The 17017-nt window shown below is 71.2% G+C and carries 13 protein-coding genes; 6 read left to right on the top strand and 7 right to left on the bottom strand.

Annotation, left to right across the window (positions count from 1 at the left end; genetic code table 11):
- Positions 1-63 precede the first annotated feature (63 nt).
- From LX81_RS16185 to LX81_RS16165, 5 genes are all read left to right on the top strand, one after another.
- Complete coding sequence (locus LX81_RS16185; protein WP_111538356.1) at positions 64-804, top strand: rhomboid family intramembrane serine protease; 741 nt, start codon at positions 64-66, stop codon at positions 802-804.
- A 71-nt stretch (positions 805-875) separates the two neighbouring features.
- The gene (locus LX81_RS16180) at positions 876-1082 is read left to right on the top strand and encodes a hypothetical protein (protein WP_111538355.1); all 207 of its coding nucleotides are present in this window, start codon (positions 876-878) and stop codon (positions 1080-1082) included.
- A 99-nt stretch (positions 1083-1181) separates the two neighbouring features.
- Positions 1182-1928 carry a metallophosphoesterase gene (locus tag LX81_RS16175; RefSeq protein ID WP_111538354.1) on the top strand — a complete coding sequence of 249 codons (747 nt, stop codon included), beginning with the start codon at positions 1182-1184 and terminating at the stop codon, positions 1926-1928.
- A gap of 88 nt (positions 1929-2016) precedes the next feature.
- On the top strand, positions 2017-2433 hold the full coding sequence (locus LX81_RS16170; protein WP_373280289.1) for an acyl-CoA thioesterase: 417 nt from the start codon (positions 2017-2019) through the stop codon (positions 2431-2433).
- A 63-nt stretch (positions 2434-2496) separates the two neighbouring features.
- A complete protein-coding gene (locus LX81_RS16165; RefSeq protein WP_111538353.1) occupies positions 2497-3642 on the top strand; it encodes a UDP-galactopyranose/dTDP-fucopyranose mutase family protein in 1146 nt (381 codons plus the stop codon).
- A 28-nt stretch (positions 3643-3670) separates the two neighbouring features.
- On the opposite strand, the gene LX81_RS16160 is transcribed toward LX81_RS16165, so the two are convergent.
- Together LX81_RS16160 and LX81_RS16155 are read right to left on the bottom strand one after the other, a co-directional pair.
- Entirely contained in the window at positions 3671-4405 is a 735-nt protein-coding gene (locus tag LX81_RS16160; protein WP_111538352.1) for a hypothetical protein, read from the bottom strand.
- 67 nt (positions 4406-4472) lie between these two features.
- Positions 4473-5174 carry a sulfotransferase gene (locus tag LX81_RS16155; RefSeq protein ID WP_170133982.1) on the bottom strand — a complete coding sequence of 234 codons (702 nt, stop codon included), beginning with the start codon at positions 5172-5174 and terminating at the stop codon, positions 4473-4475.
- A 75-nt stretch (positions 5175-5249) separates the two neighbouring features.
- Between LX81_RS16155 and LX81_RS23185 the strand changes: the two genes are divergently transcribed.
- Positions 5250-11177 (top strand): glycosyltransferase, encoded by a 5928-nt coding sequence (locus LX81_RS23185; RefSeq protein ID WP_170133981.1) that lies wholly within the window; start codon positions 5250-5252, stop codon positions 11175-11177.
- Here the strand turns inward: LX81_RS23185 and LX81_RS16145 are convergent.
- From LX81_RS16145 to LX81_RS16125, 5 genes are all read right to left on the bottom strand, one after another.
- Positions 11174-12700 carry a glycosyltransferase gene (locus LX81_RS16145; RefSeq protein ID WP_111538349.1) on the bottom strand — a complete coding sequence of 509 codons (1527 nt, stop codon included), beginning with the start codon at positions 12698-12700 and terminating at the stop codon, positions 11174-11176. The two genes, LX81_RS23185 and LX81_RS16145, sit on opposite strands and share 4 nt — an antisense overlap.
- Positions 12697-13770 carry a sulfotransferase family protein gene (locus LX81_RS16140; protein ID WP_146259453.1) on the bottom strand — a complete coding sequence of 358 codons (1074 nt, stop codon included), beginning with the start codon at positions 13768-13770 and terminating at the stop codon, positions 12697-12699. Before LX81_RS16140 ends, LX81_RS16145 begins: the two co-directional genes overlap by 4 nt.
- A gap of 144 nt (positions 13771-13914) precedes the next feature.
- Positions 13915-14664, bottom strand: coding sequence for a sulfotransferase (locus LX81_RS16135; protein WP_111538347.1), 750 nt, complete (start codon positions 14662-14664; stop codon positions 13915-13917).
- 108 nt (positions 14665-14772) lie between these two features.
- Positions 14773-15447 (bottom strand): ABC transporter ATP-binding protein, encoded by a 675-nt coding sequence (locus LX81_RS16130; RefSeq protein ID WP_111538346.1) that lies wholly within the window; start codon positions 15445-15447, stop codon positions 14773-14775.
- A gap of 250 nt (positions 15448-15697) precedes the next feature.
- A complete protein-coding gene (locus tag LX81_RS16125; protein WP_111538345.1) occupies positions 15698-17008 on the bottom strand; it encodes a KpsE/RkpR family capsule polysaccharide export protein in 1311 nt (436 codons plus the stop codon).
- Positions 17009-17017 lie beyond the last annotated feature (9 nt).

Here is a 17017-nt window from a genome sequence, read left to right as displayed (position 1 = left end):
ATCCCGGGCAACGGATCGCGGACGGGCGGACGGCACGTGCCCCGTTCATCGGTGAGAAAGAGAATGTCTGAGCCTCTCCGCGGCGGCGCATCGCGATCGCGCCCTGATCCAGACGGCCCCACCGTCGCGGACCCCGCGCGCGCCACGGGGCCCGTCCCGGTCGGCGGCACGGGGCTCGGCGTGCTGCTCCTGATCCTGATCGGGGTCAGCAGCGCAATCGAACTCGTCTTGTGGTTGTCGGATCAGGGCTGGATCGGGTCGCCGCGCTGGCGGCTCACCGCGCTCGGCTATGGTGCCTTCTGGGCGGGTATCCTCGGCGATTGGCAGCCGAACTATCCCGGCCAGCGGGTGCTGATGTTCTTCACCTACTCGCTGCTCCATGCGGGGCCGTCGCATCTCCTGGGCAACATGGTGGTGCTCGTCTGGCTCGCCCCGCAAGTGACTGCCCGCATGGGCCAAAGGGGCTTCGCCTTCGTCTGGACGATCTCGGTGCTGGGCGGGGCTGCGGCCTTCGGCCTTCTCTCGACCTCCCACGATCCGATGGTAGGCGCCTCGGGCGGGCTCTTCGGCCTCGTGGGCGCGCTGGTCGTGCTGCGCCATTTCGAGGACCGGCAGTGGATCCGAATCCTTCTCGTGAGCGCTATCCTCATGTTGCTCAACTTTGGGATGTATGTCATACAGGACGGCATCCTGGCATGGCAAACCCATGCAGGCGGGTATCTGGTAGGGATGACAGGGACCGCCGTCTGGATGTGGAAATACGGGAGGAATGACCGGGAGACCGCTGCCACGGGACCGGGTTAAGTCCTCGTTCATGTTCCATCCCTATGGTCGATCACGGTGGCGCAAGCCCCTTGTGGAAGCGGAGGTGGATCATGGCTCTCGTACTCGTCCTCGTTGGAATCCTGACCGGTCTGGCCAGCATGATCACCGCTTTCCTCGCCGATATGGGGATCCTCGCCTCCCTTCTGGCCTATCCGGTCGGCGGCATGGCGGGCCTGCTCTGCACGGCCGGCATCCTCATGCTCTGCCCCGCCGTGCCGGTCCGTCCCGCCTTCGTGGCCGCCGAAGGGCGCGACTGACGGCGACAGGCCGTCCCGCCACGGCTTTTTGCGTTTCCACTCCCGACAAACCTCTCTAGATCCAGGTCCGTCCCTCAAAGGATGCGAGGCCCGGACCGCATGATCCTGAGACATCTCCGCCGCCTCGCCCGCGGCCGGCGCGCCGCGGCGCGGGCGCCGCGGCCGGAGCGGCCGGTCTGTCTCGTGGGCGACATCCACGGACGCCACGACCTTCTGAGGGCCATGCTCGTGCGCATCGCGGCCGAGCCCGCGGCGGGACGTGCCCGATTGGTGATTCTCGGTGACATGATCGACCGCGGACCGGCCTCCGCGGGGGTGCTGCGCGAGCTGCGCGCCCTGCACGCCGCCGATCCCGAGCGGGTGATCTGCCTCATGGGCAACCACGAGCGAATGCTGCTCGACTTCCTGACCGCTCCCGACGCCCATGCCGCCTGGCTCGAGCGGGGCGGGCGGGCGACACTCGCCTCCTTCGGCGTGGAGGGCGGAATCGAGGATCCGGTCCTGGCCGCCGATGCGTTGCGCCGCGCCCTGCCCGAGGGGCTGCAGCCCTGGCTCGCGCGGCTGCCGCAATTCTGGATCGGCGAGGGGATCGCGGCCGTCCATGCCGCCGCCGATCCACGCCTGCCGATGTCGAGCCAGTCCGAGGACGCGCTCCTCTGGGGGCATCCGGATTTCGGACGGCGGCGGCGCGACGGGCTCTGGGTGGTCCACGGCCATGTGGCGCATGACGCGCCGCAGGTCGCTCCCGGCCGGATCGGCGTCGATACCGGCGCCTGGGAGACCGGTGTGCTGAGCGCGGCCTGGCTCGATGCCGACGGGCTCAAGTTCCTCGAGGCGCGGATATGAGGGCCGCGCCGGGAGGGGACCGTTGCGGACGGCACGGAATTCACCTGATCCCGCGCCTTCCCGGCCGGACGAAAAAGGAGCGCGGGCAATGATGACGGAAGATCCCGGAACGGACGATACGGGCAGGACCGACACCCCGCCTGCGGGCGCGCCCGCGATCCGCACCATCGCCATGCCCGCCGATACCAACCCTGCGGGCGACATCTTCGGCGGCTGGCTGATGAGCCAGATGGATCTCGCCGCGGGCAACCTCGCCGCGCTCACCGCCCGTGGCCGCGCGGCCACGATCGCGGTCGAGGGGATGAAGTTCCTGCGCCCCGTGAAGGTGGGCGACGAGGTCTCGCTCCACGCCACGCTCCTGGGCACGGGGCGCAGTTCCATGCAGATCCGCGTGGGCGCCTGGCGGCGGTCGCGCGACAGCCACGAGACGGAGAAGGTGACGGAGGCGACCTTTACCTTCGTGGCGCTCGACGAAGACGGGCGCGCGCGGCCGATCGCGCCCTGAGCCTTCAAGATCTCCGCGAAACCTTCTAGACGGCCCCGGATGCAAGCGACGGGAGACGGGCGGATGGACATCCTTTGCGTAGGCGCGGGGCTCTCGGGCGCGGTGACGGGCCGCGCGCTCGCGGAGGCCGGCCACCGGGTCACGGTGATCGAGGCGAGAGACCACGTCGCGGGCAATTGCCATACCGAACGCGATCCCGAGACCGGCGTGATGGTCCATGTCTACGGGCCGCACATCTTCCATACCGACGATCCGGGCGTCTGGGACTACGTCACCCGTTTCGCGGCCTTCCGCCCCTACAAGAACCGGGTGAAGACGACTGTCGGCGGCGCCGTCTATTCGCTGCCCGTGAACCTGCACACGATCAACCAGTTCTTCGGCCGCACCATGCGCCCCGACGAGGCCCGCGCCTTCATCGAGGAGAAGGCCGACACCACGATCGCCGATCCGCAGAGCTTCGAGGAGCAGGCGCTGCGCTTCGTCGGGCCCGAGCTCTACGAGGCCTTCTTCAAGGGCTATACCGAGAAGCAATGGGGCTGCTCGCCGCGCGACCTGCCGGCCGCGATCCTGAAACGGCTGCCCCTGCGGTTCAACTACGACGACGATTACTTCGCCCACCGGTTCCAAGCGATGCCGGAAGCGGGCTACACCGCGATGGTCGCGGCGATCCTCGACCATCCGGGCATCGACGTGCATCTCGCGACGCCCTTCACCGAAGATCACGCGGCCCGCGCCGACCACGTGATCTGGACCGGGCCGCTCGACGCCTATTTCGACCATCGCCTCGGACGGCTCGGCTACCGCACGCTCGATTTCGAGCGGTTCACCGCGCGCGGAGACTGGCAGGGCTGCGCGGTGATGAATTACGGCGACCGGGAGGTGCCCCAGACCCGGATCACCGAGCACAAGCATTTCGCGCCGTGGGAGGTGCATGCGGGCACGGTCTGCTACCGCGAGACCTCGCGCGCCTGCGAACCCGGCGACACGCCCTATTACCCGATCCGCCTTGTCGAGGAGAAGTCGATGCTGTCGGATTACGTGGCGCTCGCCGAAGGGACGCGCGGCGTGACCTTCCTCGGCCGGCTCGGCACCTACCGCTATCTCGACATGGACGTGACGATCCGCGAGGCGCTGGATGCGTCCGAAACGCTCGTCTCCGCCTTCGAAGCGGGCGCGCCCGCCCCGGTCTTCCCGCACCCTCCGCTCTGAGGCGCACCGCGCCGGGCGTACGGGCGGTCTAGGGGCGGCGCGCCGGGCGGCCCCTGCTCCAGGCCCGCTTCGCCCCCTCCAGGAAAGGCGACAGGGCGCGGCGGAGGCCGGAGGGCCGCCACGCGCCCGCCTCGAGCCGCGCAAGGGCGGGTGCATTGATCTCCCCGAGCCGGTCCCAGAGCGCGTAATCCTCGGCATAGAAGGCGCGCATCTCCTCCAGAAGCGCGGGCGGCAGCGGATCGGTCGCCCCGAGCCTAGAGCGGTTCTCCCGCGGCAGCGCCTCAGCCGGGGGCAGGCCGAGGCCCGCGCGGACCGCCCCGAAGACGGGCTCGATCCGGTCGAAGGGGATAACCAGATCGGCGAGGAGCCGGCCGTCGGGCGCGCAGAAGAGGTCGCGCTGCAGGTAGCGCGATCCATCGGCCCGGCGGATATTCCAGTCGGCCCGTGCCCAGAAGGCGGGAAAATCCATGTCGGCCGGCAGCGGGCTTTCCACGTCGTTGCCGCGGCGGTAGCGGTACCAGGAGAGGATCCAGTCCACCGGATCGCGCATCACCCCGAATTTCAGCAGATCCGCGGGGCTCCGCCCGGCCCGGGCGAAATCCTCCTGGTGCTCGTCGAGCGCGCGCGCGAGCGGCGTGTGCTTCAGGGCCGGGCTGCCCGCCCGGACGATCTCGGCATGGGGCCTGAGCACGCTCTCGATCGAGGTCGAGGCGGTCTTGGTGTTGGCCACGAAGAGGAAGCGGCGCTCGAAGCTCAGGAGCATGGAAAGATCCTCGAACGATGCGGCACGCGGCCGGTTCTAGCCCCGCCGCACGCCCTTTGCCAGCGTGTCAGCCCGTCGAATGATCGAGCCGGCGCTCCATGAGCCGGGCGACCGCCTCGCCGTCGAACCGCTCGCCCAGGAAGGCATAGAGCGGCGCCAGCGCCTCCGGCGCCGCGGCGTAATCCTCGTAGCGGAGCGCGATCGTCCGCGCGGGATGGCGCTGTGCGAAGGCCGCGAAGGCCTGCTCGGCCGGGCGCAGCATCTCGGCCACCTTGTCGGGCGGCTGCCGGGCCCACCAGCTCGACCGGGCCACCGACGCGAGATTGCGGGTGTTGATCACGAAGCGCGCGCCGGGAAAGGCCATCGCCATGAAGTCGAGATAGGCCCCGAGATGGGCCCCGGCCTGGTGGAAGCGGATCTCCTTGAACCCGCCGACCCGCGTGCCCTGGGGCAGCCGCAGCACGTCGCGCACGAAGGCGTCCGCGAGGTCGCGCGCGTAATCCGCCGCGGCCGCGTCCTCGATGCCGTACCAGGGCTGATGGGGGGCGGTCCGCTTGCCGTTCCGGCGTAGGCGACGGATCGAATCCGTCGTCTCGAGGACGTGCCAGGCGCGGAAGAGATGATAGAGCGTGTTGCCGTTCTCGCCGCGGATGCAATAGCCCGGGATGGCGTTCAGCAGCATCTGCAGGACCGTCGAGCCGGACCGGCCGTAGGTCACGACGAAGACATACCCCCCCGCGGGCGCGTTCAGGTGCGGATGGGGAACCATGGCACGTCCTTTGGAAAGCCTCGCTTGCACCGGATTGTCCTTTACCCCGATCCTTCGGTGAAGAAAAACACCCCCATGAAGGAGAAAGAGCCGACCGCCCCGGACGACGCCGACCGCCGCCCGCGGATCTCCGTCGTCGTGCCGGTCTTCGACGTCGAGGACCATGTGGGGGCCTGCCTCGCAAGCCTCCGCGCGCAGGTGGGCGTCGATCTCGAGGTGATCGTGATAGATGACGGCTCCACCGATGCCAGCCGCGCGCGCGCGGAGGAGGCGATCGGGGACGATCCGCGCTTCCGCCTGATCTCGCAGGACAATCGCGGGCTCTCGGCGGCGCGGAATGCCGGGATGGCGCTCGCCACGGGTGATCTCCTGGGCTTCGTCGACGGCGACGACCGGGTGATGCCCGACATGTACCCGCAGATGGCGCGCGCGCTCGAGGAGGACGGCGCCTCCTGGGTCGCCTGCGCGATCCGGTTCGTGGGCACCGATCCCGGCGTGCCGGGCCACGGCTCCACCCATTCGGCGATCCACGGCGCGGCCGATCTCGCCCGTCATCCCGCGGCGCGGCGCTACGCGCTCGACGATTGGCGGGAGGTGGCGCGGCACTTCCCGTCGGCCTGGAACAAGCTCTACCGTCGCGAGCTCGTCGAGGACTTGCGCTTTCCCGAGGGCACCTGGTTCGAGGATCACGGCTTCTACTGGCGCGCGGCGGCACGCACCGACCATATCCTGCACCTGCCGCAGACGCTCTACCTGCAGACCCGCGGACGGCCGGGACAGATCACCGCGGCCGACGACGACCGCGTCTCCCAGCAATTCGGCGTCATCGACGACATCGCGGGCGTGATCGCGGCGGGGGGCAAGTCGCACGGGGAGGAGGCGCTCGAGCGGATCGCCTCCCGCCTCGTCTTCGAACGTTCGAGCGCGCTGCGCGACCCAGCCCGGCGCACCCGCTTCGCAGCCGAAGCGGGGCGGTATCTCGCAGGTCGCGGGCTCGCCTATGCACCCGGCTGGGATCCGGGGCTCGCGCGGTCCTGGGCGCTCGAGATGGCGGGCGAGCTGCCGCTCACGGTCATCCTCGACGACGGAGAGACGCCGCCGGATCCGGCGCCGCTCGCGGCAACGCTCGACGCCCTGGCCGATCCGTCCCTGCCCGGCCACGAGATCCTTCTCTGTGTCCCGCCCGGCGCAGAGAGGTCCGGCCCCGCCGATCCCCCGGCGCTGCGCCGCGTGACGGGCGGACGGGGCGCGGCGCTCGCGGCGGCGCAGGGGCGGTTCGTCGTCTTTCTCGCGCCCGGCGACATCCCCGTGCTCGGCGCGCTCGGGGCCTGGGTCGACACGATGCTTCAAACCGGCGCGCAGCTCGGCGTGTCGCAATTCCGGCTGCCGGAGGGGGGCATCCATTCGGGATTCCTCGCCCCGCCCGAACGCGACCCGGCCCCGCCCGTGACCGGGACGTTCGCCCTCGCCCCCGAGGACGCGCTGGCCCTCGCCCCCGAACTCCCGGCGCGGATCTTCGACCGTGCCTTCCTCGCGGAGCACGGCCTCGCGCCCGGCCATGGCCCCCGCGGCGGCTGGGCCACGATCCTGGGCGCGGGTCTCCTCGCAGAGCGCGCGGCCTATCTGGCCTGGCCCGGAATGGCGCCCGCGCGCCCCGCCGGCCCGGGCGGGACGGCGCGCGACCTCGCCCGCAGCCACGACGCGATGCTCCGCGCGCTGCCCCGGCCTGCGCGCGACCGCCTGCCCCGGGGCTGGGAGCGGCGGCTTTTCGCCCGTGCGCTCGCCGCGGAGATCGACCGACCGCGCGCTCCCGAGGCGCAGGCACGCTTTCTGCGCGGCGCGGCCTGGGCCGTGGCGTGGCGCCGGCTCGGAGGGGTGGGCGCGCCCGCGGCGGGCTGGGATCCGGAGATCGCCTTCGATCTCGACCCCCGCCTCGCGCCGCTCATGGATCCGCGCGGCCTGATCCGGGGCGGGCGGGCCGCGTTCCGGGCGCGGATCGCCGCGCTTTCGGGGCCCGCGCCCGCGCCCGTGCCGCCCATCGTGCCCTTTCACGTGCCGCTTCGCGCCGCCCGGCTCGGGCCCCGCGCGACGCTTCGTGCCCGGGCGGGGTTTCGCGACGCGCGCTTCGCCAATCTCGCGCTCTTCGACGCTACGCGCCGCCGCATCCTGCTCCATCTCTCGCTCCAGCCCGACCAGGGCCGGGTCGTGCTGAACGATCGGCACGGCGACGACTGGGGGGAGGAGCGGATCTTTCCGGTGGCGTTCGATGGCCCGGAGGCGGAGGTGGAGATCGCGCTCGACGCGCCGCGGCTCGACCTCCGGATCGACGGGGTGCGCGTGGCCCGGCTCGGCGCGGGCGACCTCGCGGAGAGGGATTTCACGGATCTCCACCGGATCGCCTGGCTCGACCTGCAGGGCGGTTTCGCTCCCGCCGGGGTCGAGATCAACCCCGCCGACCTCGCCCCCGGAGCGCGGGGCGCCCTCGCGCTCGACGCGCGGCTGATGCTCTCGGCGCATGTACCGGGGCCGGAGATCCCCGCGATCGAGATGGACGGCGGGACCCCGCCGCCGCTCTTCGCGAGCCGCGTGGCGGGCGGGCTCGGGCTCCGCGGCCCCCTGCCCGGCCGGGTCTGGCGCGGCGTGGAAGAGGGCGCGGCGCTCACGCTGCGGCTCGCGGGCGCGGCGCCGCTGGTCCTCACCCGCGCGGACCTCGCCGCCCGGATCCAAGCGATGCTCACCGATCCGACGCTGCCCGGCGATCCGGAAGCGGCGATGCTCGCGATCGAGCATGTCCGCTTCGCCGGGCTCGCGCCCCGGCTATCCTCTCGCGCGCGCGATGGCCTCGCCCGGCTCGCGCGGCACTATGGGCTCGAGACCTATCTCGCCGCGGACGGTCCCGCGGAGGGCCCGAAGGACGGCCGGCCCGATCCGTTCCTGCCCCCCGCCGACCCCGACCAGCCCGTCATCGATGCCTGCCTCACCCGGCTCGCCGAGGTGCAGGCGGTCGCGCCGGAGCTTCCGCTCCTCGACCTCGTGGACGACCTCGCACTGCAAGCGGTGCCGCGGCGCAAGCTCTTTCTCAACCTCTCCGAGGTCTTCGCGCTCCACGACGCCGACCTGCCCGGGCTCGTGGCCCACGCCGCGGCGGAGGGCCATGCGGATTTCGTCCCCGGCTGGCATCTCTGGAGCAATGCCGCGATGCTGCCCTTCCTGCTGGAGCAGGAGCGGTTCGACGACCTTCTCGCCGCGATGGCCTCGCTCGTGCCCGAGAGCGGGGAATGGATCGCGACCGCGCCCCTGGGCTGGACGATCGCGCGCGCGCTCGGGCGCCAGGACCTTCCGGAGGAGGTCCGCATGGGGCTCGCCACCGCCTTCCTCGATTTCCTCGCGGCGCGGGCGGGCGATTACTGGGCGCGCACGCCCTGCCGGCTCCTCGTGCGCGCGACGGTGGCGCTTCTCGGCGCGGAGGGGATGGCGCCGGAGCTTGCCGCCCGCGCACGCGACGTGGCGCTCTCGGTCCACGCGCTCTCGCCGTCCTTCTGGGACGCGGTGGACGAAGCGGACCTGCCGCGGGACATGCGCGCGGGCCTCGCTCCCGCAAGGGACGCCTTCGAGGCGGTGCACGCGGCGCGGGACGCGGCGGCGGCGGGGCCGCTCTCGCCGGAGATCCGCGCGCGCCTCGCCCGGGCGCTCGACACCCTCGCCCCCGCGCCCGCCGCGACCTGGGCGGCGCGCGACCTGCTCGGACCTGCAGGCGGCCCGGTCGGCCCCGGGACGCCCGGCACGGCCCTCCTGCGCCACATGGCGATGCCCGGCGCGGAGGCGATGGAGGACGGCCTCGCGGCGCGGGCCACCGCCGCCCTGCCCGAGCTCTATCCGGACGTGCCGGAGCCGCACGAGCCGGCGCTGACGGCGCGGCTCGTGACCTGGCTCGCCCGGGCCGATCCCGCCGCCTGGACCGGAGAAGAGCCGGAATGGGCCGCGATGGGCCGGATCGCGGGGGCGGAGGCGGACCATCTGGGGATCGCGCTGGCCCTGCGCGCGGCGGGCGCCCTGGGCGATGTCGCGGCGGAGACGCCGGTGGCCCGGGCGCTCCTCGACCGGCTCGCGGGCTGGCGCGCGGAGGAGGACGGGGCGGTCGCGGCCCCGGCGGTCGTCCAGGCGCTCTGGGGGATTTCGCGGCGCGACACGGCTTCCGCGCGGGCCGCCCGCGCCCTCTTCGCGGACACCCCCCTGCCCCCGCCCGCGCCGTCCGGCACCGCGCCTGCGGGCCGTCTCGACACGGTGGTCGTCGTGATCTCCTGCCGCGCGCATCTGGAGACGCGGATCCCTCCGCTCGCGGCGGCCTGGGCGGACGGGCTCGAGGCCTGGGGCGTCCCCTGGATCGTCGCGGTGGGCGGCGGGGACGGACGGCGGGAGGGGCGCGTGGTCCATCTCGACGCGCCCGACGATTACGAGGGGCTGCCCTTCAAGGTCCTGGCCGCCGTCGAGTGGGTCCGGCGCCATACCGGCCACGCCTACATGATCAAGATCGACGACGATTGCTTCCTCGACGTGGACGGGTTCCTCGCCGCGCAGGATTACGCGCGGTCCGATTATCACGGGCGGGCCCTCACCCGCGTGCCGGGGCAGCTCGACCGGGCCTGGCACAACGGAAAGTCGCGGACCGAGCGGGGCCGGTTCGAGCTCGACCGCTCGCCGGAGCCCTCCTCCTACGCCGATGGCGGCTCGGGCTACGCGCTCTCGCGGACCGCGATGGAGGCGCTGGCGCGGGCCGCCGCGACCCCCCTGGGCCAGCGCCTCGCGGCCGCCTCCTTCATGGAGGACAAGCTCGTGGGCGATCTTTTGTCGCTCTCGGGGATCGCCGTCGATCCGACGGGCCACCGGGTCACCGTGCGCCGCAGGGCGCGGCCCGGCGGGGTCGCGGTGCCCGCCTGGGTGAACGGCTTCGACGCGTCGCGCGCGGCGCCGGTCCGGCTCGTCCATCTCGACGCCCCCGAGGCGCAGACGGCGGCGCGGGCGCGGCTCTCCTCTCCCGCCCTCACCCCGAAGAAGCTCTGGCCGGCCCACGAGGAGATCCGGCTCGGCCGCAATTCCGGCGCGCTCGAGCTCGTGAGCCCCGACCGCCGCGTCGCGGCCTTCCGGCAGGCCCCCGTCGCGGTCGTGGCGGTGATGAGGAACGAGGCGTTCATGCTGCCGCATTTCCTCGACCATTACCGCCGCATGGGCGTCACGGCCTTCGCGGTGGCCGATAACGGCTCCGACGACGGCACGCTCGAGCGGCTCGCGGAAGAGCCCGACGTGGCCGCCTTCTCCGTCGATACCGCGTACGCGGTGTCGCATTACGGCGTGGCCTGGCAAAACGCGCTGATGGGGCTTCGCCCCGGCGCCTGGACGCTGGTGGCCGATGCCGACGAGCTTCTCGTCTGGGAATGGCCGCAGGCCGAGGGGCTCGCGGATCTGCTCTCGGGGCCGGATTTCGCGAAAGCCGACGCGGCGCGGGTCTTCATGCTCGACATGTATCCCGAAGGCTCGCTCGCGGAGGCGCAGTTCGAGGCGGATCCCTTCGCGGAGGCGGGCTTCACCGAGGCGCGACCGTTCCTGAGATGCACGCCGCTGCGCGGGCCGTTCTCGACCGGGGAGACCTGGACGAGCGCGCTGCGCCACCGGCTCATTCCGGGATCGCGGCCGACGCTCTTCGTGGCGCAGAAATACGCGCTCCTGCGGCCCGCGCCGTGGATGCGGCTCTCGGACGGGCTGCATTACGTCTCCGGCGCACGGATCGCGCGGCGCGAGCTTCTCTTCGCGCATTTCAAGTACAATGCCGATTTCCGCCGCAAGGCGCAGGAGGAGGTCGCGCGGCGCCAGCACTTCAACGACGCGGAGGAATACCGCCGCTATCTCGCCCTCGCCTCGGAGGGGCGCGACCGGATCCACGACCCCGCCCTCTCGGTCCGGTGGACCGACAGCGCCTTCGTCCGCGCGCGGCTGGGGCGGGGCTAGTCGCGGCCCGCGTAGATCTCCAGGAGCTGGTCGAGATGGGCCTCCATGGAGGTGGGCGCCCGCGCGCCGGCCCAATAGGCATCCATGTCGATCCGGCCCTCGAGAAGCGCCGCGATCCGTTCGGCGAAGCTCTCTGCATCGCCCGCGCGGAACACCATGTCGGGACAGTTCGCGAGCTCCCGCGCGCCGCCGCGGTCGCTCGTCAGGAGCGGGATGTGGCGGGCATGCATCTCGATCGCGACCTGCGGCAGGTTGTCCTCCCAGAGGACCGGGACGAGGCCCGCATCCACGTCCGCGAGGAGCGTGTCGAGCCCGGCATGGGTATAGCCGTCGTGATGCGTGAGGCCGCCGAGCCGCGCCCCCGTGGCCCGCATCCGGGCCATCGCCTCCGCGGGACCGGTGCGCGCGGCGACGGTCAGGTGCAGCCGCCGCGCGAGGTCCGCATCCATCGCGTCGAGCGCGTCGAGGAGGAAGAAGAACCCCTTGTCGCGCCGCATGTAGCCCAGATAGGCGAGATGCAGCGGACGCCCCTCGGGCGGCAGGGGCCCGCGGGGGGCGGTCGCCGCGAACTTCGCCGCCTCCCGCGTACCGATATAGGAGGTGCGGATCCGGGCCGGGTCGACGCCGTGATCCGCGGCGATCCGCGAGACCCGCTCCGAGACGCCGAGCACCCGGTCGGCATGGGTATTGAGAAGCGCCACCATCTCGGCCCGTCGCGCCGCGAAGGCATTGCCCGGCCCCTCGGCCGCGGCCTCCCGAGGCACCGCTTCGACCCGCTCCGACGGCCCCTCTATCCGCGGCGGGGGCGCCGCGCGGCGCAGGCGGCGGCGGAGCGCGCCCACGAGGCGGGAGGCGCGCTGGCCCGCGCGCATGGCGTTCGTGAAGAGAAGGTCGAAAGCCCGCGTGCCGGGGCGGACGCCTACCCGCTTCAGGCGGTAGGCGACGCCGTGGGCAGCGCGCACGAGCCGGGCGGAGGGCTGGTGCAGCAGGCACCCGGTGCAGGCCGCGCCGCCGAGGAAGTCGTCGCAATGACGGCTCTCGCGCTGCCAGAGGTTCACCTGCGGGCAGACCGGATAGTAATTGTGCAGCGCCACGACGATCCGGGTTTCGGGAAACCGCGCCTTGAGCGCGGCCATCACGTTCGCGGGCACCCCTTCGAGATTGTTGAAATGCACCACGTCCCAGGGGCCGGTCGCCGCCACCATGTCGCAGAAGGCGGCCTCCGTCGCGGGATGGGAGATCTGCGAAGGGTCGCCGAAGGAATGATGCGCGGGGGCGAGCGTGCCGGAATTGACGAGGTCGTAACGGCGATCGCGGTCTTCCTTGGGCCCATGACGCATCCGTTCCCAGCGCGGCGCGCGGCCGGGCGGCAGGTCGTAGGTCAGGCCCGCGGCGAGGAACCCCGTCTCCACCCCCTCGCGCCCGGCAAGGCCCGCCATCACGTTCTTCTGGTAGACCGACACGCCACCGCCGCGCGCCTCGTCGTCGAGATAATCGACCCAGTTGTAGTAGAGGATCCTCACGCCTTCGAATCCGCCGCGGCCTTCTCGAGCGCGGTGATCCGCGCCACCGCCTGGTTGAGAGCCTGGCGGGTGAGGAAGAGCTCCGAGAAGAGGAACGGGACGAGCTCTCCGGGATCGATCTCCGCGATGTCGTCGGGGCCCGGCAGATCCTGGGCGTAGCCGGCGCAATCCACCCCGTTATGGGGCAGCTTCTCCAGTGTTCCGAGCCCCTGCCGGATCCGGTGGTGGACGGGCTCCATGTCGGGGGCGAGCGCGTCGCGCAGCGTCCGGTCGCGGTAGAAGGCCTGCGAGCGGGAGAGGATGTTGCGCTTCATCCGCTCCGGCAGGCCGGTCTCCGCCACCATCTGCGCGACCGCGAAGCTCGCCGGGTCGAGACGCGGATTGGGATCGCCCTGCCCCAGATCGAGGGCCGCGGGGTCGATCTCCACCCCCAGGGTCGAGAGCATGTCGAAGACGAGCCCGTGATCCGAGCGCGTCGCCGTGGAATAGGGGCGCACGATCACCGCCTCGGGTCCGAACGTGTCGATCCAGGGCGCGAGCGCCAGGCCGTAATCGTAATGCACGGGCTCGATCGTCTCGAGGATCGCGCTGGTATAATCGGGAACGGGCTGGCCCATCTTCACGAGCTGGTTGTACCACGACGGCAGATGCGATCCCGGCGAGCGCAGGTAGACGACGATGCGGATGTCGATGCCGCGGAAGTCGCGCACGAGCCCCGGCAGCATCGCCGCGGCCTCCGGAAAGCCGCCGAGGCGCGCGAATTCCTCCGAACTGACGAGCACCTTCGAGGCGGAGCTGGCGCGGACGTAGTCGCGGAGCCCAGCCCAGAGATCCGCCGGATCCTTGGGGATGTCGTAGCCATGCATCAGCGTCCGGATGCCCGCCTTGCGGTAGATCGAGAAGGCCAGCCGCGAGTGCTTGCTGAAATTGAGATGAAGGCTTGAATAGTCGAGGCCCGCACGCTTCAGGACGGCCCGGTTGGTGTCGAAGAAGGTCTGCAGCGCCGTCGTGCCGGTCTTGAAATGCCCTATATGGATATAGAGCGTCTTGCGGGCGGCGCGATTCAACATGATGGCGGGGTCTCGGACTTGGGCGCAGGGCGCCTGCGTCATGAAGCAGATGGCCTCGGCGTTCAAGGCGCGATGGCGGGCGGGGCGTTCAGGAGAAGCCGGGCGGCGTCGGGGCGTCTGATGATCCGAGCCATCGGACCTCGTTCACAACTCCGCGTCCAGCCAGTCCGCGCGGCCGATCCTGGTGAAGTAGCGGCGGATCGGCTCAGGCTTTTCGAAGCGCTCGAGGGGGCGATTGGCACTTTGCTTGAGAAGCGGGCTCTTCATCTTCGGATCGGGCGCAATCCCGAGGAAGTCGCAAAGCCGTGCATTGAAGTCCGGTACGAACATCTCACAATACTCGACCGCCATCCGGCGATGAGGCAGCGCCTCGAACCAAGGGCTGAACAGACGATCGTAGGTCTCGAATTCGTGCCAGAGTTGGCTGATCTGCAGTGGCCCGGCCACGATCTTGTCTTCGATATGCCTATCGGCCCGGCTCTGGGCCCATCTGCGTGCCTTCCTGGCCTTGATGAGCGAGGAGACCTGCGCGAGCTTGTTGATGCGGTGGACGTAGATGAGCGTCAGATCCGGACGCGCCGCGATCGCGTCGAGCACCCTGACGTTGTGGCCGATCATGAACTTGAAGCCCGTCCGCGCCGCGCGATCCGTCGCCTGGGTCTCGAAGAAGCGGTCCATGAACGCGACCGGGTCGCTGTCGCGGTCGAAGACCGTACTGCGGTCGTCGTTCTTCTTGCCGATGCCCACGATCGCACGAGGATTGAACTGCTCGCCCGAGCAGAACACCGCGTGATGCGCGTTCAGAAGCGTCATCAGGTAGGTCGTTCCGCTGCGCGGCAGGCCCATGATGACGAATCTGCGCCCGGGATCGGGCATGGAAAGGGCCGAACTCATGACGCAGCCTCAATCGCTGTCTCTCGGAGCGTCGCCGCTATGAAGCAGATGCGCCCGGCGTTCAAGGCGCGATGGCGGGCGGGGGGCTCGCGGGGCGGGGGCGGGCGTTCAGGCGAGGCTTGGACGGGGGGCGGCCATCACCTCCTCGTGGCGCGCGATCGCCGCCTCGAGATCGGAGAAATATTCCAGACGGCCCGCCTCGAGCACCAGCCCCGCATCGCAGAATTGCCGCAGATCCTCGGTGTTGTGGCTGACGAGGATCGCGGAGGATTGCCGCATCCGGTCGCGAAAGAGCGTCTGGCTCTTGCGGCGGAACGCCTTGTCGCCCACCGCCGTCACCTCGTCGACGAGATAGGTGTCGAAGGGGATTCCCATCGAGGTGCCGAAGGTCAGCCGCGAGCGCATGCCGCTCGAATAGGAGCGGACCGGCATGTGGAAATGCCGCCCGAGCTCGGCGAAATCGGCGACGAAATCCTCGAGCTCCTCGGTGTCGACGCCGTAGACGCGCGCCAGGAACCGCACGTTCTGCGCGCCGGTCAGATCGCGGTGGAACGAGCCGCCGAAGCCCACCGGCCAGGAGATCGAGCCGTCCGACACGATCCGCCCGTGATCGGGCCGGAGCGTGCCCGCGATCATCTGCAGGAGCGTCGACTTGCCCGCGCCGTTCCTCCCCAGGAGCGCCAGCGAGGCGCCGGTGGGCAGCACCATGTCGAGATCGTCGATCACCACCTTGCGGATGCCGCGCAGGTTGAAGCTCTTCGTCAGGTGCTCGAAGACGATCATCGGGGCTCAGGGCGTGACACGGATGGCGGGTTTCGCAGCGGGCCGGACGCGCGGTCCCCGCCGGAACCCGGATTTCGCGGCCGGGGCCATCGCGCGTTCGCAGTTGGAAAACTCCCCGTTCGGCCCGGCCCGCCTCCACCGGAGGCGGGCCTCGCGGGCCTCACCCTTTTCGGGACGCCGCTCCCTCCGGGCCGGGGCTATCGCCCGTTCGCGGCTAAAAGGCTCCACTGGAGCCTTTTCGGGACGCCGCTCACCCACGGTCGCGGATGGAGTAGTAGACGAGGGCGAGGATCGACCAGACCAGCGTCAGGAACAGCGCGGTGAGGGCCGTCAGGATGACGCGGCGCGGATATTCGGCCATCTCCGGCGCGGTGGGCGCGATGTAGGTGGCGAGGTAACGGCTCTGCCGCTGCGCCTTGGCGCGGGCGAGATCGACGGCCGCGAGCGCCGCGCGGTAGGTCTCCTCCGCGAATTCCCGGTCGACGCTCAGGCCCTCGTACTCGGCGATGAGCGAGGGGTAATCCTCCCCGACCCCGCCCATCTGGGTATCGTCGGAGGCGAAGCTCTGGCGTTCCTCGGCGATGCGGTTGCGGATCACCTCGATGCGCTGGCGCGACTGGCTGAGGCGCGGATCGCCCGGATTGGCGGTCTGCGCGGAGAGGTCGTACTCGATCAGCGCCTGGGCGAGCTGCTGCTGGAGGCTGGCCATCACTCCCATGCGGCCCTGGATGTCGGCCTCCGGATCGACGATCTGGGTACGGGTGCGGAACGAGGTCAGCGCCTCGCGCGCGGTCTTGAGCCGGACGAGCGCCTCGTCGAGATCCTCGCGCGCGTAGCGCATCGCGTCCTCGCGGGCCTGCAGGTTCAGATCGTTGATCATGTCCTGGCTGCGCGCCACGATCGCCGCCGCGATGTCCTGCGCCATGTCGGGCGTGAAGGCGAGCGCCTGCACCTCGATGAGGCCCGAGGCCTGGTCGAAGGAGATCCGCACCATGCGCTGCCAGTAATCCTGCAGATCCTCGATCGTCGCGCCGGGCCAGAGCGCGAAGACCGGATCGCCGGGGAAGGGCGCGGCGTAATGCGTCCGGAGCCCCAGCTCGGCATCGACCTCGCGGACCATCTCCTGGCTCTGGATGAACTCGTAGAGGATGTCGCCGTCCGAGCCGGTGCCGGTACCTGCGAGCTGCGCCAGACCGCCCAGAAGCTCGGAGGCGCCGCCGCCCTCTTCCTGGCGCACGGTGAAACCCGCGCTCGAGGCGTACTGGTCCTCCGCGAACCCCCAGAGATAGACGATCGTGGCCAGAAGCGGGAGCGCGACGAGGGCGACGAACCCCGCCAGGAGACCCCAGTGGCGCGACTTCATGCCGGCGCGCCGCGCGATCGGACGTGCCGCCGCTTCCGTCTCCGGGCCGGGAGACGCGGGCGCGGCGGGCGGCACGGCCTGCAGGTTCTTCGCACCGGCGGGCTTGTTGGCCGGCGCGGCGCGGCGCGCGGCGGTTCCGTCCGGGCCGGACGCGGCCGGTGCCCCGCGCGCGGCGGCTCCGTCGGGGGGCTTGTTCATGGGCTGTCC

It is taken from the genome of Palleronia aestuarii (assembly GCF_003253995.1).
Classification (GTDB): Bacteria; Pseudomonadota; Alphaproteobacteria; order Rhodobacterales; family Rhodobacteraceae; genus Palleronia; species Palleronia aestuarii.
The sequence above is the reverse complement of the archived record's forward strand: the minus strand, read 5'-3'. Positions and strand labels throughout refer to the sequence as shown.

What these genes read in the sequence shown, in the direction of transcription:
- LX81_RS16140 (WP_146259453.1), bottom strand. Translation starts at nt 13,770, where the DNA reads ATGTTGAATCGCGCCGCCCGCAAGACGCTCTATATCCATATAGGGCAT.
- LX81_RS16170 (WP_373280289.1), top strand. Translation starts at nt 2,017, where the DNA reads ATGATGACGGAAGATCCCGGAACGGACGATACGGGCAGGACCGACACC.
- LX81_RS16125 (WP_111538345.1), bottom strand. Translation starts at nt 17,008, where the DNA reads ATGAACAAGCCCCCCGACGGAGCCGCCGCGCGCGGGGCACCGGCCGCG.
- LX81_RS16175 (WP_111538354.1), top strand. Translation starts at nt 1,182, where the DNA reads ATGATCCTGAGACATCTCCGCCGCCTCGCCCGCGGCCGGCGCGCCGCG.
- LX81_RS16180 (WP_111538355.1), top strand. Translation starts at nt 876, where the DNA reads ATGGCTCTCGTACTCGTCCTCGTTGGAATCCTGACCGGTCTGGCCAGC.
- LX81_RS16135 (WP_111538347.1), bottom strand. Translation starts at nt 14,664, where the DNA reads ATGAGTTCGGCCCTTTCCATGCCCGATCCCGGGCGCAGATTCGTCATC.
- LX81_RS23185 (WP_170133981.1), top strand. Translation starts at nt 5,250, where the DNA reads ATGAAGGAGAAAGAGCCGACCGCCCCGGACGACGCCGACCGCCGCCCG.
- LX81_RS16165 (WP_111538353.1), top strand. Translation starts at nt 2,497, where the DNA reads ATGGACATCCTTTGCGTAGGCGCGGGGCTCTCGGGCGCGGTGACGGGC.
- LX81_RS16155 (WP_170133982.1), bottom strand. Translation starts at nt 5,174, where the DNA reads ATGGTTCCCCATCCGCACCTGAACGCGCCCGCGGGGGGGTATGTCTTC.
- LX81_RS16160 (WP_111538352.1), bottom strand. Translation starts at nt 4,405, where the DNA reads ATGCTCCTGAGCTTCGAGCGCCGCTTCCTCTTCGTGGCCAACACCAAG.
- LX81_RS16130 (WP_111538346.1), bottom strand. Translation starts at nt 15,447, where the DNA reads ATGATCGTCTTCGAGCACCTGACGAAGAGCTTCAACCTGCGCGGCATC.
- LX81_RS16185 (WP_111538356.1), top strand. Translation starts at nt 64, where the DNA reads ATGTCTGAGCCTCTCCGCGGCGGCGCATCGCGATCGCGCCCTGATCCA.